22 protein-coding genes are annotated in these 21,649 nt (G+C 64.6%); 11 read left to right on the top strand and 11 right to left on the bottom strand.

The features are described 5' to 3' along the window. Positions 1–49 precede the first annotated feature (49 nt). Genes C7I85_RS07120 through C7I85_RS31585 form a run of 4 tightly spaced genes read left to right on the top strand, consistent with a single transcriptional unit; the run spans position 50 to position 2,334 of the window. Positions 50–643 (top strand): ankyrin repeat domain-containing protein, encoded by a 594-nt coding sequence (locus C7I85_RS07120; protein WP_245444839.1) that lies wholly within the window; start codon positions 50–52, stop codon positions 641–643. Positions 644–655: 12 nt separating this feature from the next. After that, positions 656–1,129 carry a nucleoside deaminase gene (locus tag C7I85_RS07115; RefSeq protein WP_106723276.1) on the top strand — a complete coding sequence of 158 codons (474 nt, stop codon included), beginning with the start codon at positions 656–658 and terminating at the stop codon, positions 1,127–1,129. A gap of 6 nt (positions 1,130–1,135) precedes the next feature. Beyond that, a complete protein-coding gene (locus tag C7I85_RS31590; protein ID WP_245444838.1) occupies positions 1,136–1,708 on the top strand; it encodes an MFS transporter in 573 nt (190 codons plus the stop codon). A 35-nt stretch (positions 1,709–1,743) separates the two neighbouring features. Then, entirely contained in the window at positions 1,744–2,334 is a 591-nt protein-coding gene (locus C7I85_RS31585) for an MFS transporter (RefSeq protein WP_342587292.1), read from the top strand. A gap of 27 nt (positions 2,335–2,361) precedes the next feature. On the opposite strand, the gene C7I85_RS07105 is transcribed toward C7I85_RS31585, so the two are convergent. Beyond that, the gene (locus tag C7I85_RS07105; protein WP_106723275.1) at positions 2,362–3,270 is read right to left on the bottom strand and encodes a bestrophin family protein; all 909 of its coding nucleotides are present in this window, start codon (positions 3,268–3,270) and stop codon (positions 2,362–2,364) included. A gap of 367 nt (positions 3,271–3,637) precedes the next feature. On the opposite strand from C7I85_RS07105, the gene C7I85_RS07100 reads away from it, so the two are divergent. Further along, entirely contained in the window at positions 3,638–6,145 is a 2,508-nt protein-coding gene (locus C7I85_RS07100; RefSeq protein WP_181257111.1) for a putative bifunctional diguanylate cyclase/phosphodiesterase, read from the top strand. A 95-nt stretch (positions 6,146–6,240) separates the two neighbouring features. Here C7I85_RS07100 and C7I85_RS07095 read toward each other — a convergent pair whose 3' ends face one another. Both C7I85_RS07095 and C7I85_RS07090 read right to left on the bottom strand, forming a co-directional pair. Beyond that, on the bottom strand, positions 6,241–6,489 hold the full coding sequence (locus C7I85_RS07095) for a hypothetical protein (protein WP_106723273.1): 249 nt from the start codon (positions 6,487–6,489) through the stop codon (positions 6,241–6,243). A 266-nt stretch (positions 6,490–6,755) separates the two neighbouring features. Beyond that, the gene (locus tag C7I85_RS07090) at positions 6,756–7,415 is read right to left on the bottom strand and encodes a TetR/AcrR family transcriptional regulator (protein WP_106723272.1); all 660 of its coding nucleotides are present in this window, start codon (positions 7,413–7,415) and stop codon (positions 6,756–6,758) included. A gap of 1,197 nt (positions 7,416–8,612) precedes the next feature. Between C7I85_RS07090 and C7I85_RS07080 the strand changes: the two genes are divergently transcribed. Next, a complete protein-coding gene (locus tag C7I85_RS07080) occupies positions 8,613–9,431 on the top strand; it encodes a lytic murein transglycosylase (protein WP_106723270.1) in 819 nt (272 codons plus the stop codon). 108 nt (positions 9,432–9,539) lie between these two features. Here C7I85_RS07080 and C7I85_RS07075 read toward each other — a convergent pair whose 3' ends face one another. Then, positions 9,540–10,760, bottom strand: coding sequence for an argininosuccinate synthase (locus C7I85_RS07075; protein ID WP_106723269.1), 1,221 nt, complete (start codon positions 10,758–10,760; stop codon positions 9,540–9,542). A gap of 169 nt (positions 10,761–10,929) precedes the next feature. On the opposite strand from C7I85_RS07075, the gene C7I85_RS07070 reads away from it, so the two are divergent. After that, positions 10,930–11,571, top strand: a complete 642-nt coding sequence (locus C7I85_RS07070) for a LysE family translocator (protein ID WP_106723268.1) — start codon at positions 10,930–10,932, stop codon at positions 11,569–11,571. Positions 11,572–11,574: 3 nt separating this feature from the next. On the opposite strand, the gene C7I85_RS07065 is transcribed toward C7I85_RS07070, so the two are convergent. Beyond that, positions 11,575–12,069: a hypothetical protein gene (locus tag C7I85_RS07065; protein ID WP_106723267.1), complete on the bottom strand. Its 495-nt coding sequence runs from the start codon at positions 12,067–12,069 to the stop codon at positions 11,575–11,577. Continuing rightward, the gene (gene rlmN / locus C7I85_RS07060) at positions 12,066–13,298 is read right to left on the bottom strand and encodes a 23S rRNA (adenine(2503)-C(2))-methyltransferase RlmN (RefSeq protein ID WP_106723266.1); all 1,233 of its coding nucleotides are present in this window, start codon (positions 13,296–13,298) and stop codon (positions 12,066–12,068) included. The genes C7I85_RS07065 and rlmN overlap by 4 nt, the downstream gene beginning before the upstream one ends. Positions 13,299–13,536: 238 nt before the next feature. On the opposite strand from rlmN, the gene C7I85_RS07055 reads away from it, so the two are divergent. Continuing rightward, entirely contained in the window at positions 13,537–14,856 is a 1,320-nt protein-coding gene (locus tag C7I85_RS07055) for a chloride channel protein (protein WP_428832832.1), read from the top strand. A 57-nt stretch (positions 14,857–14,913) separates the two neighbouring features. On the opposite strand, the gene C7I85_RS07050 is transcribed toward C7I85_RS07055, so the two are convergent. The 3 genes from C7I85_RS07050 to C7I85_RS07040 form a co-directional block, all read right to left on the bottom strand. Beyond that, complete coding sequence (locus tag C7I85_RS07050; protein WP_106723264.1) at positions 14,914–15,417, bottom strand: invasion associated locus B family protein; 504 nt, start codon at positions 15,415–15,417, stop codon at positions 14,914–14,916. Between the two features lie 298 nt (positions 15,418–15,715). Further along, the gene (locus C7I85_RS07045) at positions 15,716–16,069 is read right to left on the bottom strand and encodes a YkvA family protein (protein ID WP_106723263.1); all 354 of its coding nucleotides are present in this window, start codon (positions 16,067–16,069) and stop codon (positions 15,716–15,718) included. A gap of 55 nt (positions 16,070–16,124) precedes the next feature. Continuing rightward, positions 16,125–16,421: a 4a-hydroxytetrahydrobiopterin dehydratase gene (locus tag C7I85_RS07040; RefSeq protein ID WP_106723262.1), complete on the bottom strand. Its 297-nt coding sequence runs from the start codon at positions 16,419–16,421 to the stop codon at positions 16,125–16,127. Positions 16,422–16,473: 52 nt separating this feature from the next. Here C7I85_RS07040 and C7I85_RS07035 point away from each other — a divergent pair, with 52 nt between their 5' ends. After that, on the top strand, positions 16,474–16,992 hold the full coding sequence (locus C7I85_RS07035; RefSeq protein ID WP_106723261.1) for a low molecular weight protein-tyrosine-phosphatase: 519 nt from the start codon (positions 16,474–16,476) through the stop codon (positions 16,990–16,992). Here the strand turns inward: C7I85_RS07035 and thpR are convergent. Continuing rightward, on the bottom strand, positions 16,896–17,492 hold the full coding sequence (gene thpR, locus C7I85_RS07030) for an RNA 2',3'-cyclic phosphodiesterase (protein ID WP_106723260.1): 597 nt from the start codon (positions 17,490–17,492) through the stop codon (positions 16,896–16,898). The genes C7I85_RS07035 and thpR overlap by 97 nt on opposite strands. 115 nt (positions 17,493–17,607) lie before the next feature. Continuing rightward, a complete protein-coding gene (locus C7I85_RS07025) occupies positions 17,608–18,249 on the bottom strand; it encodes an arylesterase (RefSeq protein ID WP_106723259.1) in 642 nt (213 codons plus the stop codon). 61 nt (positions 18,250–18,310) lie between these two features. Between C7I85_RS07025 and C7I85_RS07020 the strand changes: the two genes are divergently transcribed. Together C7I85_RS07020 and C7I85_RS07015 are read left to right on the top strand one after the other, a co-directional pair. Further along, positions 18,311–19,009, top strand: a complete 699-nt coding sequence (locus C7I85_RS07020; RefSeq protein WP_106723258.1) for an ABC transporter ATP-binding protein — start codon at positions 18,311–18,313, stop codon at positions 19,007–19,009. A gap of 11 nt (positions 19,010–19,020) precedes the next feature. Then, positions 19,021–21,570 (top strand): ABC transporter permease, encoded by a 2,550-nt coding sequence (locus tag C7I85_RS07015; RefSeq protein WP_106723257.1) that lies wholly within the window; start codon positions 19,021–19,023, stop codon positions 21,568–21,570. Positions 21,571–21,649 lie beyond the last annotated feature (79 nt).

Below are 21,649 nucleotides of genomic sequence, written 5' to 3'. Positions count from 1 at the left end.
CCTTATATTCACCCTGGCGTCATTGCCCTTCGTTGCATCTGGACAAGACATGACCGACACCCGACTACATGCAGCCGCCGCAAACGGTGACGACGCAGCCATCACCCAGCTTCTCGCCAGTGGCGCGGCGATCGACGCGCGCGACGGCGAAGGCCGCACCGCCCTTCTGGTTGCCACCCATGGCAACAGGATCGACGCTGCCCGGGCGCTGATCGAGGCGGGCGCCGACGTCAACGCCAAGGACAACATCAACGACAGCCCCTATCTCTATGCCGGTGCGCGCGGTCATCTTGAAATTCTCAAGCTGACGCTCGAGCACGGCGCCGACCTGAAAAGCACGAACCGCTATGGCGGCATCGCACTTATTCCGGCTTCCGAGCGCGGCCATGTCGAAACCGTCCGCACGCTGATCGAGGCGGGCGTGAATATCGATCACGTCAACAAGCTCGGCTGGACCGCCCTGCTGGAGGCGATCATCCTGAGCGATGGTGGCGAAAGGCATCAGCAGATCGTGCGGTTGCTGTTGGATGCGAAAGCGGATGTGAACCTTGCCGACCGCGACGGCGTCAGGCCGCTCCAGCATGCCCGCAGCCGTGGCTATTCCGAGATCGAGCAGATGCTGGTGGCGGCCGGCGCGCACTGAAGGAGACGACGAATGAGCAATACCGAACGCTATCTTTGCCAGGCGATCGAGCTCGCGCGGACCAATCTCGAAGGCGGCGGCCGGCCCTTCGGAGCGGTTATCGTCAGGGACGGCGAGGTCGTCGCAACCGGCGTCAACGAGATCGTCGGCACCAACGACCCCACAGCACACGCTGAGATGATGGCGGTTCGGTCGGCGAGCCAGAAGCTCGGCTCGCCGAATCTCGAAGGCTGTGCCGTCTATGCCAGCGGCCACCCCTGCCCCATGTGCATGGCCGCAATGCGCCTCGCCGGTGTCGGCGAGGTGTATTACGCCTATTCCAACGACGATGGCGCGCCCTACGGCCTTTCCACGGCAGCCATCTATGCCGACCTGGCAAAACCCCTTTCCGAACAGTCGATGAAGATCAGCTATGTGCCGGTCCGCCCGGAACCCGGCCCCGATCTTTATGATCAGTGGAAGAACAGACAGGCCAAGCAGGCTTAGGGCGGCATGCGGACGGACAGTCTCTCCCCTTCCCGGCTGCTGCTTCTCGCGGTCGTGGCAATGGTCGGCCTCAATCTCAGGCCGTTTCTCGCGGCGATCGGCCCGCTTGCCACGAGCATCAGGGAGACGACCGGGCTCGACTATCAGAGCATGTCGCTCTTCACCCTCGTGCCGATGCTGCTGATGGGGGTCTGCGCCTTTGCCGGCCCGCTGCTGCAGCGCTTCGTCGGTGCGCGGCGCGCCGTGATCGGGGCGCTTATCGTTCTTGCGCTGGGCTGCGCCTTGCGGCTGTTCACGTCGAACGGTGTTGACTTGATAGGGACGGCTGCGCTGTGCGGCCTGGGCGTCGCCGTCGTGCAGGCCGTTTTCCCGGGCATCATCAAGGAACATTTCCCGGGCCGCGTGCCGGTCGTCATGGGGCTCTATTCGTCGATGCTCATGGGTGGCGGAGCGCTCGGGGCACAGCTTGCGCCTCTCGTCGCCAACGCGACCGGAAGCTGGAATGCGGGCCTTGGCTGGCTGGCCGTGCATTCGCGCTGCCGCGAGCCGGGTCACGGCCGGCGGGAGCGCTGCCGATAGCCGTCCTTCTCAGCCGGCCGCGCACCTGGCTGCTGATGGCCTGCTTTGGCCTCGTGAATGGCGGCTATTCATCCATCATCGCCTGGCTCGCGCCCTATTATCAGACGCTCGGCTGGTCGACCGCCGCGAGCGGCAGCCTCTTGGCAACGATGGCCACCAGCCAGGCGATCTCGGCGCTATCCATCCCCGTGCTTGCCGCGCGGTCGAAGGACCGCCGCCCCTGGATCTGGCTCACGCTCTCCATGCAGGTTGCCGGCTTCGCAAGCCTTGCGCTTTGGCCCGAGGCCGCGCCGGCTGTTTCGGCGGCCCTCGTCGGGGCGGGTCTGGGCGGCTGCTTTGCCCTGTCCATGGTGGTGGCGCTCGACCATATCGAGGACGCGGCCAATGCCGGCGCGCTGTCGGCGCTGATGCAGGGCGGCGGCTTTCTCATCGCCGCCATCCCGCCTTGGATCGTCGCGGTGCTGCAAGACCTGACCGGCAGCTTTGCCGCGGGATGGATCATGCATCTTGGCTGCGCCTTGCTGGTCGCGGTGCTTTCGCTGCGCTTTGCGCCGCATGGCTATGCACGGGCCATGAACATCCCGGCGGCCGGCCACCGGCTTGCCGGCGCGTCTGTTGTCGATTGAGCCGGGTTAGCCGGCTATTCGGCGGCTTTACGAATAATAATAACGTTTCGGCGCGGTCATTTTCGGGGCGGCTTCGCCCAGCGCCTCGAAGACGGAAATCTCGCAGACGCGGCAGAGCGCATCGAGCGCCAGGTCGTTGGCCTGTGTGCCGAACGGGTCTTCCAGCTCTTCCGAGAGCGCGTCGAGGCCGAAGAAGGAATAGGCGATCAGCGCCGTGAACAGCGGTGTGGCCCAGCCGGCCGAAAAGGCGAGGCCGAAGGGCAAGAGCAGGCAGAAGATATAGGCCGAGCGCTGCAGCAAAAGCGTATAGGCAAAGGGCAGCGGCGTGCCGGCGATGCGCTCGCAGCCGGCCTCCAGCGCGGCAAGCGAGGCGAGCCGCTCGTCGAGGATGCGAAAGTCCATCACCTCGATCGCGCCCGAGGTCTTGAGCGCGCCGATGCGCCGGCCCATGCGGCGCACCATCGCATCGGGTTTGTTGACCACGCTGGAAAGCGTGTCGGCCTCGGCGCCGATGAAGGTTCTCGCCTCCGCCGTTGCGTCGACATTGCGCAGCTGGCCGCGCAGCAGATGGCAGAAGGCCAGCGCCTCCATCAGGAGCGGCCGGGCCTGGCCGCTATCGGCCGGCACCAGCGCCAGCGCCGCGCGAGAAAGGTTGCGCATGTCATAGACCAGCTGTCCCCACAGTTTGCGCGCCTCCCACCAGCGGTCGTAGGCGGCGTTGTTGCGGAAGCCGAGATAGAGCGACAGCGTGACACCCAGCAGGCCGAAGGGCGCCAGGCCGTAATTGCCGAAATCGAGCCCCAGCGCCTTGATCACGCCGACGACCACCGCCGCATAGATGCCGAAACCGATGATCTGCGGCATGATGCGCGGCACGATCGAGCCGCGCATGACGAAAAACAGTTTTAGCAGCCCCGGGCGCGGACGAACGATCATCGTTTTTTTGGCTCCCCTCTCGCAGCCCTCGAGACAGCATGGCCTCGAACCGCTCGCATCATGGCGATCCCGACGCGGCCGGATAGCACGATCTGCGACGGCGCGCGTCGTCATGCGTGTTGCATTTCGAACTATGACGCAAGTGTGACATCGCGCTTAATCGAATGGTAAGTGGCCCTTTCTAGGATGCAGTAGGACAGCCCGCGCAGGATCCGGCGCGGAGGCATGATGCCGCGCTTCTGGACCGGCCGCGCCCGGTATGCAATCCAATCGATCCTCGACAGCGGCAGTTGTCCGGCGCTTGCGTGCGACGGCGATCCTGCTCCTGTGCGCGGTCGGCTTGGAAATGACAGATCCTGGAGTTCCCATGCCGATGAGACCGCGGCTGCTACATGTCGACGACAGCGCACCGGAAAGCGCCAGCCTCACGCCCGAGGGCGATGGCATCGAACGGGATCCCTTCCGCATAGAAACCGAATTCGACGACGTCAGGCTCATCCTGCGCCGCTGGCACTCGATGCGTCCCGCATCGGGAGGCTTGCCGCAATATGAGGAGATCGCGCTCGGCAGCATCGGCCGTTTCGCCGACGAGCTGGCGGTGGTGCGGCGGCTGGAGGGCGGCCAGCCCACAATCCTGCGCGCCGGTCCCCGCTTCGAGGCGATCGTCGGCACGGCCTGCATCGGCCGCACCACGTCCTCCCTCACCGCGGTGCATGCGATCTCCGTAGGCGAGGCGCTGGAGGCGGCCTGCGAGGCCGCCAGCCCCGCCATGGTGCTGAGCCGGGCGCTGGTCGACGGCATGGTCTCCACCGTCGAGACGCTGGCGCTGCCGCTGGCCTGCCGCTGGTCGGGCGATTATTTCCTGCTGTTCCTGCGTCCGCGGCGCAGCCAGCTCAACCTGGCACGCCTGCTCATCAATGCCACGCATGAAGGCATCATCGCGCTCAGCGCCATCGAGCGAAACGGCGCCATCCGCGACTTCTCCATCCTCAGCATCAACGACGCCGCCGCCCAGCATCTGGGCTCGCGCGCCGACCAGCTGCAGTTCACGCTCCTGTCCGAGGCGCTGGCGCAGCCCGGCCTGTCGCCGGCGCTGGCGCATTTCCGCGAGGCCGCGCAGAAGCGGCGCACCACGACCTTCGAGCTCGAATACGGCATCGAGGACCGGCGCGTATCGCTGCAGGTCGGCGTGGCGGTCGCCGACGACATCCTCGCCGTCACGCTTACCGACATCGGCGAGCTGAAGGCGCGCGAGACGCTGTTCCGCTCGCTGTTCGACGAGAACCCGGTGCCGATGTATGTGCGCGACGCCAGCGGCGAGAACTTTCTCAACGTCAACGAGGCCGCCCTGCGCCTCTACGGCTTCGACCGCGACGCCTTCTTCGCTCGCGGCCTCGCCGGGCTCCGCCTGGATGCGGACGTCACGCGCCAGCCCTCCGGCGAGACGAGCTGCCGCCACGTCGCGGCCGATGGCCGGGTGCTCGACGTCGTCGAATATACGCGCGATATCGTGGTCGATAACGCCCCCGCCACGCTGTCGACCATCGTCGACGTGACCGAGCGCAAGCGCGCCGAGGAACATGTCACCTACCTTGCGCTCCACGACCCGCTGACGGGCGTTGCCAACCGCACCTTGTTCACGCGGGAGCTCGAGCGGGCGGCAGGCCAGGGCAACCCGTTTGCGGTGCTGCTCCTCGATCTCGACGACTTCAAGGTGGTCAACGACACGCTCGGCCATGCGGCCGGCGATGCGCTGCTGATCGAAGTCACCACCCGCCTGCGAAAAATCCTGCGAGGTTCCGACATCGTCGCCCGTCTCGGCGGCGACGAGTTTGCAGTGCTGCTGCCCGGTGCCGCGTCGCGTACGGTGATCGACCGGCTCGCCTCGCGGCTGATCGGCGACATCGCAAAAATCCGTACCATCGACGGTGCCGAGGTTTCGATCACCGCCAGCGTGGGCGCGGCGCTGTCGCCCAATGACGCGTCCGGCACCGAAAGCCTGCTCAAATGCGCGGACCTTGCGCTCTACCGCGCCAAGAACAGCAGCAAGGGCCAGCTTCGCTTCTTCGAGCCCGAGATGGACAGCCAGGTGCGCGAACGCCGCGCGCTGGAAATGGAGCTGCGCGGCGCCGACATCGAAAAGGAGTTCGAGCTGCATTTCCAGCCGATCTTCGCCGTCCAGACCGGCCAGCTGCGCGGTTTCGAGGCGCTGCTGCGCTGGAACAGCCCGAAGCGCGGCATGGTTTCACCCGCCGTCTTCATCCCGCTCGCCGAGGAAACCGGCATGATCCACGAGCTCGGCCGCTGGGTGGTCGCGGAGGCCTGCCGCCAGGCGGCCGGCTGGCCCGAGCGGCTGGTGGTGGCCGTCAACGTCTCGCCGGTGCAGTTCCGCCGCGGCGATCTGGTCACCAATATCGGTGAGGCGCTGGCCCGCTCGCGGCTGACGCCGACGCGGCTGGAAATCGAGGTCACCGAATCGGTGCTGCTGGCCGACACCGAGGCCAATCTGGCGATCCTGCGCCGCATCCGCGAGCTCGGCGCGCGCATTGCGCTCGACGATTTCGGCACCGGCTATTCGAGCATGAGCTATCTGCGCCGCTTCCCGTTCAGCCGGCTGAAGATCGACCGCTCCTTCATCCGCGAGATCGGCGGCAGCCCCGAATCGCTGGCCATCGTGCGCGCCATCATTGGTCTCGGCACCAGCCTGGGCATCGACACCACGGCCGAAGGCGTCGAGACGGTGGAACAGCTCAATGCACTGCGGCAGGAAAATTGCGGCGAGTTGCAGGGCTTTCTGTTCAGCCCGCCGGTGGCGAGCGCCAAGGTCGGCGACATCATCGACGCCTTTTTCGAGCGCCCGAGCCAGGTCGCCTGAGCAGGGCGAGCCACAAGGGCTTTTGAAACGAACAGGGCGGCGGAGCAAAAAAACTCCGCCGCCCTGTTCGTTTGGGCTTGTCTTGGGAGGGGGTGTTAGCGCGCGTTGCCCATTGGCAGCATCACGGGAGCGGCGCTGTCGCCCTGGCGCGCCGACGTCGCCTGTGTGCTCTGGCGCTGCTCATGGTTGCCGGCCTTGATCGACGCGGTGCCGGAATAGTCGAGTGCGGCCGCGCCTTCGACACGCGGCGAAGCCGGGTACTGCAGCGTGTTGGCGAAGTCGCCGGCGAAAGCGGTTCCGGACAGGGCAATGAGCGCGGCGAGGCTGACAAGCGTCTTCTTCATGATCATTCTCCAGGTCATCAAATTCTGTACGTGTACGATATGATGTACATATACGAGTTGATGTGCGTGCCCGCAAGGAGATTTCGTACATGTACGAAATCCGTCTCGATCACGAATAGTTGAAAGGCGCATACGGGCAGCAGACCGGACGACAGCGCCATCCGGCCACGCAATGCAGCGATGTCGAGCTAGGGATTTTGGAAAAAGTGGCTCTTTTTTTGAGCATGATCTTGTCCGAAAAGTCTGCAACTTTTCGGGATCATGCTCTAGCAGCGTTCCGACGGTGGCACCAGGGCGTCCACCTGTCGGGCCATCAGCCCGGCCAGGACCACTTCCATCGAAGCTTCGAGATATTTCCTCGGCTCGCCGAACGGATAGTAGGGGAAGGTGATCTGCAGCGAGATCGCGCCGTGGCCGAAGCTCCACACAAGCGTTGAAATCGCGTGGGCGTCGCCCTTGAATATGCCGGCGTCGATGCAGGCCTGCACGCGCTTCAGCAGGATGCGCAGCGCCGGGTTCTTGCCCTCGACCTCTTCGACCTCGGCAACCTCGCGTGGCGCGCGGTTGGCGTGGTCGCGCGACATGAACACGGTCCGGTATTCGTTGGGGTTCTCCAGCGCGAAGGTCGCATATTCATCCATGACCTTGCGTAGCGCCGCCAGCGGGTCGGCCGGCGCGTCGCGTTCCATGCGCTGTGCCAGCGTTTCGAAGGCGTCTTCCGCCAGCGCCAGAAGAATGGCGTGCTTGTCGGCGAAATAGGAATAGACCGACATCGGCGCATAGCCGACCCGCTTGGCGAGACTACGGATCGTCAGGCCCTCATAGCCCTCTTCCTTGATGAGCTCATGGGCGGCGCGCAGAAGATCGGCGCGCAGCTCGGCCTTGTGGCGCTCCCGGCGACTCTGGGCGGTGGTGGTTTGGCTCATGATGGCGCGATCCTATACGCCGTACAGGGAACCATCAAGAACGGCAGGGTGCGAGGGGGCGTTCGCCAATCGGCCGAAGGCGAAGCAAACGCCCGGCTGCCCCACCTTCGTCATCCTCGGCTTGAGCCGGGGTGACGCACGGCGTCGCCCCCTCTCCGTCTCGGGCTTCACCCGAGCCACCTCTCCCCGCAAGCGGGGCGAGGAACCGGCACCCGCCAAAGTCGCGACCTCTCAGAACTTGGGTTCCTCGCCCCCGCAAAGCGGGGGGTCCGAAGGACGGGCGAGACCCGTGGCTCGCCCCGGAATGGTGGTGCGCGAAGCGCGACGGGGGGGCGGCGGCCAGGAAACGGGGATGGATTCCTGAGAATTCCAAGGTTGACCCGATCTAACTCCCTGAAATCATTTGCGTCGAAAGAAAATCTCAGTTTCTTTTCTCCCCCACATTTCCGCCTCCCGCATAATCACCCGCATCGGCCTCACCGGGAACACGGGTCATGAACCGGATGAGCGTGGAGGGCGACGGTGTCCGGGCTGGTGGTGCAACGGTGGCGCTGCTGGATGATGAATCCCCAAGTCCGGGCCTTTGCGGCGGCTGGCCACGCGAATGTGGAGGCGACTGAGCGGGGCAAGAGCATCGAACGGGCGGTCGAAGGGCCGCAAGATTTACCTAAACGAGCGCGTCCAACGACCGCCCGTCTTCCCAGCTCCTCATCCTGAGCTTGTCGAAGGATGACAATGGCCAGACGCGAAAGCGGGCGTGGCGATGAATAGGTGCGTCCTTCGAGGCTCACCCTGCGGGCTCGCACCTCAGGATGAGGGAGGCTGGCGCCGCTCAAACCTCAGTGGGGCAGGTTGGCGCAGACAGTAGCCCTCATGGTGAGGGTGAGGAATGGTGCGCGGAGCGCGCGAAAAGCCAAAGATTTGGCTTTTCGAATGACGAACGCCCGGAGCCATAGCGGAGGGCCGAAGCCCGCAGGGCGAGCCTCGAACCACGAGGGCGGTATGAAGTGCGCCGGAGGCTTACTTCATTTGGCCGATCGCAGCAGGTAAAAACCTGACTTGCCACATTATGCCCTTGATCGTAGGGAATTTGGCCCCCACACACCGAATAGACAAACGTAAACTGCATCTTAACCATGATACGCCAAGCGTTCCGCTGGCGATTTGCGTTATGATTTAGGCAACGAGGAGAACAGCATGGCACTTATTGCCAAAGGACAGATTTTTGCGGCCGCCGCTCTCGCCATGCTCGGTCTGACCGCGGGCAGCGCGTATGCCGCGCCGCAGTGCGGCAACGATGCCGGCGGTTTTGCGACGTGGCTGGAAAGCTACAAGGCGGAAGCCAAGGCGCGCGGCATCGACACCGCGCCGCTGGCCGGCGTCAAATACGACACGGGCGTGATCCACATCGACCGCAACCAGCACGGCGCCTTCAAGGGCACGCTGGATCAGTTCATGGCGCGCCGCGCGCCTGCCTCCTACGTCAAGCGGGCCAAGTCGCTGTGGAAGGCCAATGCCGGCACGTTCGCCAAGATCGAGCAGCGCTACGGCGTGCAGCCCGAGGTCCTGCTGGCGATCTGGGGCATGGAGACCGGTTTTGGCGCTAATTCGGGCAACAAGAGCGTGTTCCAGCCGCTGGCGACGCTGGCCTATGACTGCCGCCGCTCGGCCTATTTCACCAACGAGCTCGATTCGGCGCTCGAGATTGCCCAGAAGGGCTATATCTCGGCCAGCCAGATGAAGGGCGCCGGCTTCGGCGAACTCGGCCAGACCCAGTTCCTGCCGTCAAAATACCTGCAGTACGCGGTCGACTTCGACGGCGACGGCCGCCGCGACCTGATCCATTCGACGGGCGACGTGCTCGCGTCGACGGCCAACTTCCTCAAGGGTCACGGCTGGCAGGCCGGTGCAGGCTACGGCCCCGGCGAGCCCAACTACCGCATCTGGAACGAATGGAACCGCGCCACGATCTACCAGCAGGCGCTGTCCAGGTTCGCCACCCAGATCGCGCACTGATCTGACGAATTTCTCCCCGCGCATGTTCCTTGCGGGTATGCGTTCGGCGGACAATAAAAAAAACCCGGCGTCTTGCGCCGGGTTTTTCTTTGAGCGGCCTGTGAAGGCTTAGCGGCGGTCGCGGGCCGCCAGCGTCCTGAGGCGCAGCGCGTTGAGCTTGATGAAGCCGGCGGCGTCCTTCTGGTCGTAGGCGCCCTGGTCGTCCTCGAAGGTGACCAGCTTGTCCGAGTAGAGCGATTTTGCGCTCTCGCGGCCGATGACCATGACATTGCCCTTGTAGAGCTTGAGCGTCACTTCGCCTTCGACGTTCTTTTGGCTGAGGTCGATCGCCGCCTGCAGCATCTCGCGCTCCGGCGAGAACCAGAAGCCGTAGTAGATCAGCTCGGCATAGCGCGGCATCAGCTCGTCCTTGAGGTGCGCGGCACCCCGGTCGAGCGTGATCGACTCGATTGCCCGGTGCGCGGCCAGCAGGATCGTGCCGCCCGGGGTCTCGTAGACGCCGCGGCTCTTCATGCCGACGAAGCGGTTCTCCACCAGGTCGAGGCGGCCGATGCCGTTGTCGCGGCCGTAGTCGTTGAGCTTGGCAAGCAGCGTCGCCGGGCTCATGCGCTCGCCGTTGATCGAGACGGCGTCGCCTTTCTCGAAGCCGATCTTGATGATCGTCGCCTTGTCGGGCGCGGCTTCCGGCGAAATGGTGCGCATATGCACATATTCCGGCGCTTCCTGCGCCGGGTCTTCCAGCACCTTGCCCTCGGAGGAGGAGTGCAGCAGGTTGGCGTCGACGGAGAAGGGAGCCTCGCCCTTCTTGTCCTTGGCCACCGGGATCTGGTGCTGTTCCGCGAACTCGAGCAGGTGCGTGCGGCTCTTGAACGACCAGTCGCGCCACGGGGCGATGATCTTGATGTCGGGGTTCAGCGCATAGGCCGACAGCTCGAAGCGGACCTGGTCGTTGCCCTTGCCGGTGGCGCCATGTGCGATGGCGTCGGCGCCGGTCTTTTTGGCGATGTCGATCAGGTGCTTGGAGATCAGCGGACGGGCGATCGAGGTGCCGAGCAGGTAGACGCCCTCATAGACGGCATTGGCGCGGAACATCGGGAAGACGAAATCGCACACGAATTCCTCGCGCACGTCCTCGATGAAGATTTCCTTGATGCCGAGCATTTCGGCTTTCTTGCGAGCCGGCTCGAGCTCCTCGCCCTGGCCGAGGTCGGCGGTGAAGGTCACGACCTCCGCGCCCAGCTCAGTCTGCAGCCACTTCAGGATGATGGAGGTGTCGAGGCCGCCGGAATAGGCGAGCACGACCTTTTTCACGTCTTTCCACTTGGACATAGTCGATCCGGTTCCCGTTGCCGCGCGCCGCCCTTGCGGCACCGCGCTTCCGCGGCACTTTTATGCAGGAACCGCGATGCGGGCAAGCTTTGTCCGCCCCTGCTTTAGTGCTGGTGCGGATGCGGCGTTTCAACTATTTTGCACCGTCCTCAGCCGAGCCTGCAAGAAAATGTCCTTCGTTCCCGAAGCCGCTATCATCCTGCAATTCGCAGTCGCCACCTTCATCATCGCCATCACGCCGGGACCGGACATGACGCTGTTTGTCGGGCGCGCGCTTTCGGAGGGACGCACCGCCGGCTTTGCCTGCATGTTCGGCGCCTTCACCGGCATCGTCATCCACACCTCGCTGGTGGCGCTCGGCCTGTCGGCGCTGATCGTGGCGTCGCCGCAGGCCTTCATGGCGCTCAAGGTCGGCGGCGCCGGCTATCTGGTGTGGCTCGCCTGGAACGCGATCCGCAACGGCTCCGCCTTCTCGCCGGAGACGGTTCAGCGCGCACCGCGCTCGCTGTTCCAGAATTGGGCGACTGGGCTCGGCATCAACCTGCTCAATCCGAAGATCATCCTGTTTTTCATGACCTTCCTGCCGCAGTTCGTCTCGGCGCATGATCCGCATGCGCCGGGCAAGCTGTTCTTCCTCGGCATGCTGTTCATCCCGCTGTCGCTGCCGCTGACGGCACCCATGGTGATCGCGGCCGACAAGTTCGCGCGCCTGCTCAAGAAGAGCCCGCGGGTGACGCGCGTCGTCGACTATCTGTTCGCCGGCGTCTTTTCCGCCTTCGCGCTGAAGATCCTTACAGCGCAGGCGCGCTAGGATTTAGGGTAGCTGCCGGGCGTCCTGCTGCCAGCTTCCGGCAGAGCGGCCGGCGATCAGCCAGTAGACGATGCCGCCGATCAGCCCGGCGCCCAGGAGCAGCAGAGCCGTGCGCGGCTCCTCGAATGGCGGCCAGTAGGCCTCGAAGTCGTCCGTTTCGAACCGGCCCAGCCAGAAATTGCCGTTTGCAAGCAGCGCCCCGACCACCACCAGCGCCGCGGCGCCGCCGCCCAGCGCATGAGTGAGCCAGTCGCTCTTGCCGAGATATTCGGTGATGAAGATCGCCACCACGGCCGGAAAGAACGCGTAATAGGCGACGAACAGCGCCGTGAATGGAATGGTGAAGACCAGCGAGGCGGTGGCGACCGGATCGCTCGGCTCGGCCCCCAGTGCGCCGAGCGCCAGGATGTTGATGAAGGCGCTCGCGGCAAGCGACGCGCCGATATAGCCGAGAAGGATGACTGCCAGCCGGAAGATGAGGGCCAGCACCTTGCTCACGCTTCGCCGTGCCCCGCGATCATCATGGCTTCGAGCGCCAGGCGCTCGGACTTCTTCAGGCGCTCCGATTCCGACTTGAGCTGGCCGCAGGCGGCAAGGATGTCGCGGCCGCGCGGCGTGCGGATCGGCGAGGCGTAGCCGGCCGCGTTGATGTAGTCGGCGAACTTTTCGATCTGCTCCCAGTCCGAGCACTGGTAGTTGCTGCCGGGCCAGGGGTTGAACGGGATCAGGTTGATCTTGGCCGGAATGCCCTTGAGCAGCTGCACCAGCGCCTTGGCGTCTTCGAGGCTGTCGTTGACGTCCTTCAGCATCACATATTCGAAGGTGATGCGGCGCGCATTGGAGAGGCCCGGATATTCCCGGCAAGCCTTCATCAGCTCCTTCAGCGGGAACTTCTTGTTGATCGGCACGAGCAGGTCGCGCAGGTCGTCATTGGTGGCATGCAGCGAGATCGCCAGCATGACGCCGATGTCCTCGCCGGTGCGGTAGATTTCCGGCACGACGCCAGAGGTGGAAAGGGTGATGCGTCGCTTCGACAGTGCAAGCCCGTCGCCATCGGAGGCGATCAGCAGCGCCTTCTTCACCGCGTCGAAATTGTAGAGCGGCTCGCCCATGCCCATCATGACGATGTTGGACACCTTGCGTCCTTCCGACGGCACGATGGCGCCGGCTGGCGTGTCGCGGTCGGGGAAGTCGCCCAGCCGGTCACGGGCGGACAGAAGCTGGGCGAGGATTTCCTCGGCGGTGAGGTTGCGCACCAGCTTCTGCGTGCCGGTGTGGCAGAAGGAGCAGGTTAGCGTGCAGCCGACCTGGCTGGAAATGCACAGCGTCCCGCGGCCTTCCTCGGGAATGTAGACAGTTTCGATCTCGACCGGGCGGCCCGCGCCGCGCGGCGGGAAGCGGAACAGCCACTTGCGCGTACCGTCGTTGGAAATCTGCTCCTCGACGATTTCCGGCCGCGAAATGGCAAAATGCTCGGCAAGCGCCCCGCGCAGATCCTTGGAGATGTTGAACATATGCGCGAAATCGGACACGCCGCGCACATAGAGCCAGTGCCAGAGCTGCTGCACGCGCATCTTGGCCTGTCTTTCCGGCACGATGCCGGAACTGACCAGCGCCTCGGCCATCTCGGCGCGCGTCAGGCCGATCAGCGAGGGCTTCTCGGGCGCGGCGCTGGGGCGCAATGCGTTGCGTGTGCTGTCGGCAGTGAGATCGAGCGAAAAGGCCATGGTGTCGGAATTTCTGGAGTTTGGGCAGCCGCCTCAAGCGGTCCGAAAGGCGCACATATCACGACTTGGCGCCCGCGTCACGGCCTGTGAGATGGTGTTGTCGGAATGCCATTCCAAGTGCGCAATCATTTAGCTGTGTTCGAGCAATGGTTGACAGGCAAAATGCGCCTCCTGTTCATGGCGCTCGAAACCGCGCGAGAGGACACCGACTTTGGCTCGCAGCAAGAAGCAAATTCCGATGCTCCGGCGCTCGCGGGCGATGTTCGCCTCGCGTCGTGTCTGGCAGCCACGCCTGGTGTTCTGGGCCGGCGCGATCGCCATCGGGCTGGTCAGCGTGCTGTTCGCCAAGCTGGCGGATGCCGCGCAACACCTGTTCAAGCTGATGACGGCGGGCGAGGGCTGGAACGCCTGGTTGCCGATCGTCGTCACCCCGCTGGGTTTCGTCGCCTGCGCCTGGGCGGCCTTCGTGTTGTTTCCCGGCTCGCAGGGAAGCGGCATTCCGCAGGCAATTGCAGCACGACATCTGCGCGACAACGAAGAACGCAGCCGCCTGCTTTCGCTGCGGCTTGCGGCAGGCAAAATCCTGCTCACGCTCGTCGGCCTGTTTTGCGGCGCCTCGATCGGGCGAGAGGGCCCGACCGTGCAGGTGGGCGCGTCGCTTATGCTGCAGGCCGCGCGTTGGGGCGGCATGGCGCAGGCAAGGGGCTTGATCCTCGCCGGTTCGGCCGCCGGCATCGCGGCCGCCTTCAACACCCCGCTCGCCGGCATCGTCTTTGCCATCGAAGAAATGGGCCGGGCCTATCAGGCCCGCACCAACGGGCTGGTGCTTTCGGCCGTCATCCTGGCAGGCCTCGCCTCGCTCGGCCTGCTGGGCAATTACACCTATTTCGGCGTCACCGATGTCACCGCCGCCTTCCCTTACGACTGGCCGCTGATCGTCGCTTGCGGCGTGGTCGGCGGCGCCTTCGGCGCATGCTTCAGCCTGTTTGCTTTGAAGGCGTCGCCCCGCGTGCGCCGTTGGCTGGCGCCCTCGCCGCTCGCCCGCACGCTGCTTTTGGCCGCAGGCTGCGGGCTGGCGGTGGCGGCCATCGGCCTGGCGTCCGGCGGGCTCACCTTCGGCACCGGCTACGAGCAGGCGCGGGGCGCCGTCGAGGGAACGCCCCTGCCCTGGTTCTTTTTCCTGGTGAAATTCCTGGCCGGCCTGCTTTCGATGGTGTCGGGCATCCCCGGCGGCATTTTCGCGCCGTCGCTTGCCGTTGGCGCGGGGCTTGGCAGTTCGCTTGGCCTGCTGTTCGGGTCCAATGTCGCGCTGGCTTCCGTGCTTGGCATGGCCGGCTATTTCGCCGGCGTCGTGCAGGCGCCGATGACCGCCTTCGTCATCATCCTCGAAATGACCGGCAACCACGACAACGTCATTCCGTTGATGCTGGCCTCCATGCTCGGCTATGGCACGGCGCGGATAATCTCGCGCGAGCCGCTCTATCACGCCCTGTCGCGCGTCTTCATAGCCGACGCGGTCAGGCGCCGGCGTGCCGAGGCCGCCGCGCAGCCCGCCTGAAACGAAAAAAGGCCGGATCGGCTGATCCGGCCTTCGAAAAATCAGGGAAGCTTGCGATTACTTGCAGGCCGCGATCGACTGCAGCGCTGCCGAAATGCCCTTCAGCGAGAAGGTGTAGCTGGTGGGGTTGCCGCGGCCGGACTTTGCCGAAATCTTCATGTCGGCGCCGTTCTTCATGGCGGCGATCAGCAGCGGCTCCTCGGCGGCGTTTTCCACCCAGGCCGACTTGCCGCGCGTGAACATGGTGAAGCTCTTGTCGCCGACCGTGACCGTCACCTTGGAATTGGCCTGCAGGTCGTAGGAGGCGATGAACTGCGGCTCGTAGGAGACCGACTGCCCGGGGCGCTGGCTGACGAAAAAGAAGATGTCGCCGTGGTCGAGGCTGGGCGGCTGCTTGTCGGTCGGAACCGTCAGCACGTAGCAGACCTTGCCGGTGTTGGCCTGATAGCTGTAGGTGCCCCATGCATTGTGCTGGCCGATCTTGGTGGCCGACTGGGCAAGCGAGGGGGCGGCGCTGGCAACCAGAAACAGGCTCGAAGCGAGAGCAATGAATGGGCGCATTGTTTTTTGGTTCCCTGTTCTTTGCAGTATGCGGGGAGCGGGCAGATTCGCGCTGCCCGGTTGGTTCATTTTGATTTAATCTGGGTTACCAAAGCGTGAATGGATCTGAAAAGGGTTCATTTTCGCCATGGTATCGCCGCCATTCGCAAACCCCTGAAATAGAGGAAAGCACCGTCCCTGTTGAGGTTGAACGGCAGGAAAACGGCAAGAATTTGACTGATTGTGCGAGTGTGCAATGTTCATGCCAACTGACGTGGCGGCACGAGCGCGGCAGAGTTTGCCGACCGTGCGGGAAGGTTCATTCAAGCCCGGCCAGCGCTTCCCTGGCGGCCAGGCGATGAGCCGGCGTAATGTTGGTGCGGACGGCTGCCAGCGCGGCTGCCAACACCGCAATGTCGTCGGTGAAGCCGATGCCGAGGAAGACGTCCGGAATGGCATCGAACGGCATGACGAAATAGGCGAGCGCGGCCAGCAATATGCCTTTCGCCTTCAGCGGCGTCTGCTTGTCCATGGCGCAATAATAGCCCGCGACCACTTCCTCCATGAAGGGGATGTGGCTGGCTGCACGCCTTGCGGTGCTCCAGAATTTGTTGCGCACGTTCTTTTCGTCGCGCGCAAAATCGCGGCTGTCGAAATTTCCGGCCTTGGCCATTCGGTCTCTCCTGTCGCGGCGACATGTGGGAAGATCCAAGGCCGAACGCAAGATTTCAGGGACGGGCGAAGCCGTCCATCCTGCCGGCAAGCTCGAAGTCGAGACGGCTGAGGCCGCCCGTCGCGTGGGTGGTGAGCGTAACGTCGACGGTCTTGTAGACATTCGACCATTCCGGGTGATGGTCCAGCGTCTCGGCGGCCATCGCCGTGCGCGTCATGAAGGCAAAGGCTTCGCTGAAATCGCCGAAGACGAATTTCTTTGAAATCGCGGTGCCGTCGCGGTCGAGCGTCCAGTTATCGAGTGCGGCAAGCGCCGTTTCGACTGCCGCCGTGTCAAGTTTCTGTCTCGTCATAGGTGCATCCGTGCTATCGGGCTTGAGTTGCCTCGATCATAGCGTCCCGGTCATGTCCGCAAAGCCCGAAATGTCCGTCCTCTTCGTCTGCCTCGGCAATATCTGCCGCTCGCCACTGGCGGAGGGTGTGTTCCGGGCGGTCTGTGCCGAGCAAGAGGTGGAAGGCGCCTTCCTGCTCGATTCGGCCGGCACCGGAGGATGGCATGCAGGTTCCTCGCCCGATCCGCGCTCGATCGCTATTGCCGCGCATCATGGCGTGGATATTTCTGGGCAGCGGGCGCGCAAGGTGGTGGCCGAGGATTTTGATCGCTTCGATCTCATCCTCGGCATGGATCGCTCCAATGTCGAGGATCTGCGGCGGATCGCGCCAGCGGAGGCGCGGCAAAAGATCCACCTGTTCCTGGAATACGCCACCGGTAGGCGGGCGGATGTTCCGGACCCCTATTATGGCGGGCCGGAGGGGTTTGCCGAGGTCTACCGCATGATCCGCAGCGCGTCCGAAGCGCTGGCGGACAGGTTGTTGGAGCGCGAGCCGGCGCCGGAGAGCGGCCAGGCCTCCTCGATCACATAAGGGCCGCCGCCCACGGAATCGCGCGAGGACATCAGCACGAAGCGGCCGACCTTGAACGGCACGGCCGAGAAGCTGCCATGCGCCGACAGATACTTTGCCACATCGTGCGCGCTTGGATTGCGCAGCCGTGCCAGCGTGACATGCGGCGAGAATTTGCGCGGATCGGCCGGAACGCCGAGGCGCTGGCAGATGCGCTCGATCTCGGCCTGGAGTGCGAGCAGGTCTGGCGAGGGCGCCACGCCGGCCCACACCGCATGCGGCTTCTTGGAGCCGAAGGCGCCGACGCCGGAAAGCTGGAGTTGAAACGCCGGGCGCTGCACGCGGTCGAGCGCGCCAGCGATCTCGTCGGCCAGGTGGCCTTCGATGTCACCGATGAAGCGCAGGGTCAGATGGTAGTTTTCGACATCGATCCAACGGGCTCCCGGGAGACCTCCGCGCAGCAATGATAAGGAAAGTGCTGCGTCTCGCGGAATTTCGAGGGCGGTAAACAGTCGTGGCATCGCTGCCTCCCCGAATCGAATTCGTGTACCTAGCGAATCATCGATCACCCGCCTGGGCAAGCTGTAATTCGCCCTTTCCACTCAACATGCATTGATGTCGATTTTCAGATGCTCCCTAGGAATTGCCCTGGTGAGCGGCAAGCGTCTTCTCGACAAGCGGCAGCATGCGCTCGACCATGCGGTCGACGCCGGCGGCATTGGGGTGCATGCCGTCGTCCAGCAGCGCGGTCTTGTCGGCCGCCACGCCGTCGAGGAAGAACGGATAGAGCGGCGCGCCATACTTCTCGGCCAGCGTCGGATAGATCGCGTCGAACGCCTTGGCGTAGCCATCGCCGAGATTGGGCGCGGCCAGCATGCCTGCGATCAGCACGGGGATGTTGCGCGCCTTCAGCTTGGCGATCATGGCGTCGAGATTCTTCTCGGCGATCTCCGGCGAAACGCCGCGCAGCATGTCGTTGGCGCCGAGTTCGAGGATCACCAGTTGCGTGCCGTCCGGCACCGACCAGTCGAGCCGCGCCAGGCCGCCGCTCGTTGTGTCGCCGGAAACGCCCGCATTGGAGATCACGACATCGTGACCATTCTTGCGTAGCGCGGCCTCCAACTTTTCAGGGAAGCTCTGGCCGGCATCGAGACCATAGCCCGCCATCAGGCTGTCGCCGAAACCGACGATGCGAAAGGGATCGGCGTATGCCGGCGCGAGCATAAGAAGGGCGAAAAATGCGGCAAAAAGCGGGGAAATCAAATGTTTGAATGCCATGACGCAAAACCCATATGACGAAAAATTCTGCCTATCCCCTCTCATATAGGACCGCAACGCCGTGACAGAAGCCGTCATCGACCTGAAGGATGTATCCCTGACGCTGGGCCACGGTGCTTCCGCCGTACATGTGCTGAAAGGGGTAAGCCTTTCGGTGACTGCGGGTGAGGCCACGGGCATTGTCGGGCCGTCCGGCTCGGGCAAGTCGACTCTGCTGATGGTTCTGGCCGGGCTCGAAGGGGTCGATGCGGGAACGGTGCGGATCGCCGGTGAGCTGCTGAACGGCAAGACCGAAGACCAGATCGCCGCGTTTCGCGGCCGCAATGTCGGCATCGTCTTCCAGTCCTTCCACCTCATTCCCAACATGACCGCGCTGGAAAACGTTGCGGTGCCGCTCGAGCTTGCCGGTCACCGCGACGCCTTTGCGGTCGCCGAGCGCGAGCTTGCGGCCGTAGGTCTCGCCGATCGGGTGACGCACTATCCGGGCGAGCTGTCGGGCGGCGAGCAGCAGCGCGTGGCGATAGCCCGCGCGCTGGCGCCCGAGCCGCGAATCCTGATTGCCGACGAGCCGACGGGTAATCTCGACCAGGCCACGGGGCGGCAGATCGCCGACCTGCTCTTCGCCAAGGCGAAGGAGCGCGGCATGACGCTGGTGCTGGTCACGCATGATCCGGCGCTTGCCGCTCGCTGCACGCGCCAGGTTGCGATGCGTTCGGGTCGGATCGAGGCCGAACCGTCGCTCGCCGTCGTTTCGGCGTGAGGCGGCCGCTCATGCCCTTCTCGCAGACGCTCAAGCTTGCCGTCCGCTTCTCGCTACGCGAAATGCGCGGCGGCTTGCGCGGCTTCCTGATCTTCCTCACCTGCATCACGCTTGGCGTTGCGGCGATTGGCGGCGTCAATTCGGTGGCACGCTCGATCACCGCCGGCGTTGCCAATCAGGGCCAGGTGCTGCTCGGGGGCGACGTGCGCTTCCAGCTCAACCAGCGCGAAGCGAACCCTGACGAACTTGCGTTTCTGAAGGGCCTTGGAACGCTGTCCGAAAGTTCGAACATGCGCTCGATGGTGCGGCTGGAGGATGGTTCCGACCAGTCGCTGGCCGAGGTCAAGGCGGTCGACGGCGCCTACCCGCTGTTCGGCACACTGGTTACGGATCCGGCCCTTCCGCGCGAGGAACTGCTTGGCGAAAAGGCCGGCGTTTTTGGAGCGGCTGCGGCTGACCTGCTGTTCGAACGCCTCGGGCTGAAGGTTGGCGATCGGGTCAAGCTGGGCAATGCCACCTTCGAGCTGCGGGCAAAGATCATCACCGAGCCGGACGCCATTTCCGAAGGCTTTGGCTTTGCGCCGCGCCTTATGGTGTCCAGCGCCGGGCTTGCCGCATCGGGCCTGGTTCAGCCGGGCAGCCTGGTCGAACACGCCTACAAGGTGCGGCTGCCCGAGGGTGCGACCGAGGCCCAGACTTCCGCAATCCGCAAGCAGGCGGGGCAACAATTCCCGCAGGCGGGCTGGAGCATCCGCACCCGCACCAATGCCGCGCCTGCACTTTCTGCCAATATCGAACGGTTTTCACAATTCCTGACACTGGTCGGGCTGACGGCACTGATCGTCGGCGGCGTCGGCGTCGCCAATGCCGTGCGCGCCTATCTCGACGGCAAGCGTGGCGTGATCGCCACCTTCAAGAGCCTTGGCGCCTCCGGCGGTTTCGTCTTCACCGTCTATCTGGTGCAGATCATGATGATCGCGGCGATCGGCGTGGCGATCGGCCTCGTGCTTGGCGCGCTGATGCCCTATGCCGCGGCGGCCGCGCTGGCGAGTGTCATACCGGTGCCTGCGCAGGGCGGCATCTATCCCGGCGCGCTCGCCATGGCCGCCCTGTTCGGCTTCCTGGTGACGCTGGCTTTCGCGCTGCTGCCGCTCGGACGGGCCCGCAATGTGCCGGCAACGGCGCTGTTTCGCGAAATGGGTTTTGGCGGCGGCGGTCTCGCGCCCTTGCGCTACGTTGCGGTGGCCGCAGGCCTCGCAGTGCTGCTTGCGGCCCTGTCGATCTGGTTCTCCAGCGACCGGCGCATCGCCTTGATCTTTGTCGGCGCGACGATCTTCGCCTTTGTGGTGCTGCGCGCGGTCGGTTTCGGCGTGCAGTGGCTTGCGCGCAAAAGTCCGCGCGTTCGCTCGACCGCGCTGAGGCTCGCCATCGGCAACATCCATCGCCCCGGCGCGCTGACGCCGTCGGTCGTGCTCTCGCTCGGGCTGGGGCTGACACTTCTTGTGACGCTGGCGCTGATCGACGGCAACTTGCGTCGGCAGATTGCCGGCAGCCTGCCGGAGCAGGCGCCGAACTTCTTCTTCGTCGATATCCAGGCGAGCGACCTCGACGCGTTTTCCGCGCTGATCGAAAAGGAGGCGCCCGAGGGCAAGCTGGTGCGGGTGCCGATGCTGCGCGGCCGTGTGATGGCGCTCAACGGGGTGGAAGTGCAGAAGCTGAAGGTGCCGCCCGCCGGCGCCTGGGTGCTGCGCGGCGATCGCGGCCTGACCTATGCCAAGAACCAGCCTGAAAACTCGACGCTGTCGGCCGGCACCTGGTGGCCGCAGGACTATCAGGGCGAGCCGCTGGTCTCATTCTCCGCTGAGGAAGGCAACGAGCTCGGGCTCAAGCTCGGGGACACGGTGACGGTCAATGTGCTTGGCCGCAACGTCACGGCAAAGATCGCTAATTTCCGGGAGGTGAAGTGGGAATCGATGGGCATCAACTTCGTGATGGTGTTTTCGCCCAACACATTCGCCGGCGCGCCGCATTCCTGGCTGGCGACGCTGTCGATCCCGGATGCGCCCATCAGCGAGGAGGCGCGCATTCTCAATTCCGTCACCAAGACTTTTCCGGCGGTCACGAGCGTGCGCGTCAAGGACGCGTTGGAAGTGGTGAACCATCTGGTCGGCCAGCTCGGCACGGCAATCCGCGTCGCGGCAAGCGTCGCGCTGATCGCCTCGGTGCTGGTGCTGGCGGGCGCGCTTGCCGCCGGCAACAGAGCCCGCATCCACGATGCCGTCGTGCTGAAGACGCTTGGCGCGACGAGGCGCACGCTGATTGCCGCCTTCTCGCTCGAATACATGCTGATCGGACTGGCGACGGCTATCTTCGCGCTCGCCGCGGGCGGGGCTGCTGCGTGGTTCGTTGTCGCTCGTATCATGAAGCTTCCGGCGGTCTTCCTGCCGGAGGTGGCGGTGGCGACGCTACTGATTGCGCTCACCGTTACGGTCGGCATCGGGCTGCTCGGCACCTGGCGGGTGCTTGGGCACAAGGCGGCGCCGGTGCTGCGAAACCTCTAGAAAGGGGAGACCGGCGGCGAGGCATCCGCCGGTCAAAAAGCATTAAATCTCGTTAATGAAGCGTTTTTTCTAAGCTTTT

This window comes from Pseudaminobacter soli (ex Li et al. 2025) (assembly GCF_003012705.1).
Lineage (GTDB): Bacteria > Pseudomonadota > Alphaproteobacteria > Rhizobiales > Rhizobiaceae > Pseudaminobacter > Pseudaminobacter soli.
This window is presented reverse-complemented; position numbering and strand designations above follow the sequence as displayed.

Coding starts and splice junctions, on each gene's coding strand:
- rlmN (WP_106723266.1), bottom strand. CDS start 13,298: ATGGCCTTTTCGCTCGATCTCACTGCCGACAGCACACGCAACGCATTG.
- C7I85_RS07095 (WP_106723273.1), bottom strand. CDS start 6,489: ATGAAGAAGACGCTTGTCAGCCTCGCCGCGCTCATTGCCCTGTCCGGA.
- C7I85_RS07080 (WP_106723270.1), top strand. CDS start 8,613: ATGGCACTTATTGCCAAAGGACAGATTTTTGCGGCCGCCGCTCTCGCC.
- C7I85_RS31590 (WP_245444838.1), top strand. CDS start 1,136: ATGCGGACGGACAGTCTCTCCCCTTCCCGGCTGCTGCTTCTCGCGGTC.
- C7I85_RS07120 (WP_245444839.1), top strand. CDS start 50: ATGACCGACACCCGACTACATGCAGCCGCCGCAAACGGTGACGACGCA.
- C7I85_RS31585 (WP_342587292.1), top strand. CDS start 1,744: ATGGCCTGCTTTGGCCTCGTGAATGGCGGCTATTCATCCATCATCGCC.
- C7I85_RS07100 (WP_181257111.1), top strand. CDS start 3,638: ATGCCGATGAGACCGCGGCTGCTACATGTCGACGACAGCGCACCGGAA.
- C7I85_RS07040 (WP_106723262.1), bottom strand. CDS start 16,421: ATGACGAGACAGAAACTTGACACGGCGGCAGTCGAAACGGCGCTTGCC.
- thpR (WP_106723260.1), bottom strand. CDS start 17,492: ATGCCACGACTGTTTACCGCCCTCGAAATTCCGCGAGACGCAGCACTT.
- C7I85_RS07075 (WP_106723269.1), bottom strand. CDS start 10,760: ATGTCCAAGTGGAAAGACGTGAAAAAGGTCGTGCTCGCCTATTCCGGC.
- C7I85_RS07090 (WP_106723272.1), bottom strand. CDS start 7,415: ATGAGCCAAACCACCACCGCCCAGAGTCGCCGGGAGCGCCACAAGGCC.
- C7I85_RS07050 (WP_106723264.1), bottom strand. CDS start 15,417: ATGCGCCCATTCATTGCTCTCGCTTCGAGCCTGTTTCTGGTTGCCAGC.
- C7I85_RS07115 (WP_106723276.1), top strand. CDS start 656: ATGAGCAATACCGAACGCTATCTTTGCCAGGCGATCGAGCTCGCGCGG.
- C7I85_RS07105 (WP_106723275.1), bottom strand. CDS start 3,270: ATGATCGTTCGTCCGCGCCCGGGGCTGCTAAAACTGTTTTTCGTCATG.
- C7I85_RS07055 (WP_428832832.1), top strand. CDS start 13,537: ATGCTCCGGCGCTCGCGGGCGATGTTCGCCTCGCGTCGTGTCTGGCAG.
- C7I85_RS07070 (WP_106723268.1), top strand. CDS start 10,930: ATGTCCTTCGTTCCCGAAGCCGCTATCATCCTGCAATTCGCAGTCGCC.
- C7I85_RS07015 (WP_106723257.1), top strand. CDS start 19,021: ATGCCCTTCTCGCAGACGCTCAAGCTTGCCGTCCGCTTCTCGCTACGC.
- C7I85_RS07025 (WP_106723259.1), bottom strand. CDS start 18,249: ATGGCATTCAAACATTTGATTTCCCCGCTTTTTGCCGCATTTTTCGCC.
- C7I85_RS07035 (WP_106723261.1), top strand. CDS start 16,474: ATGTCCGCAAAGCCCGAAATGTCCGTCCTCTTCGTCTGCCTCGGCAAT.
- C7I85_RS07045 (WP_106723263.1), bottom strand. CDS start 16,069: ATGGCCAAGGCCGGAAATTTCGACAGCCGCGATTTTGCGCGCGACGAA.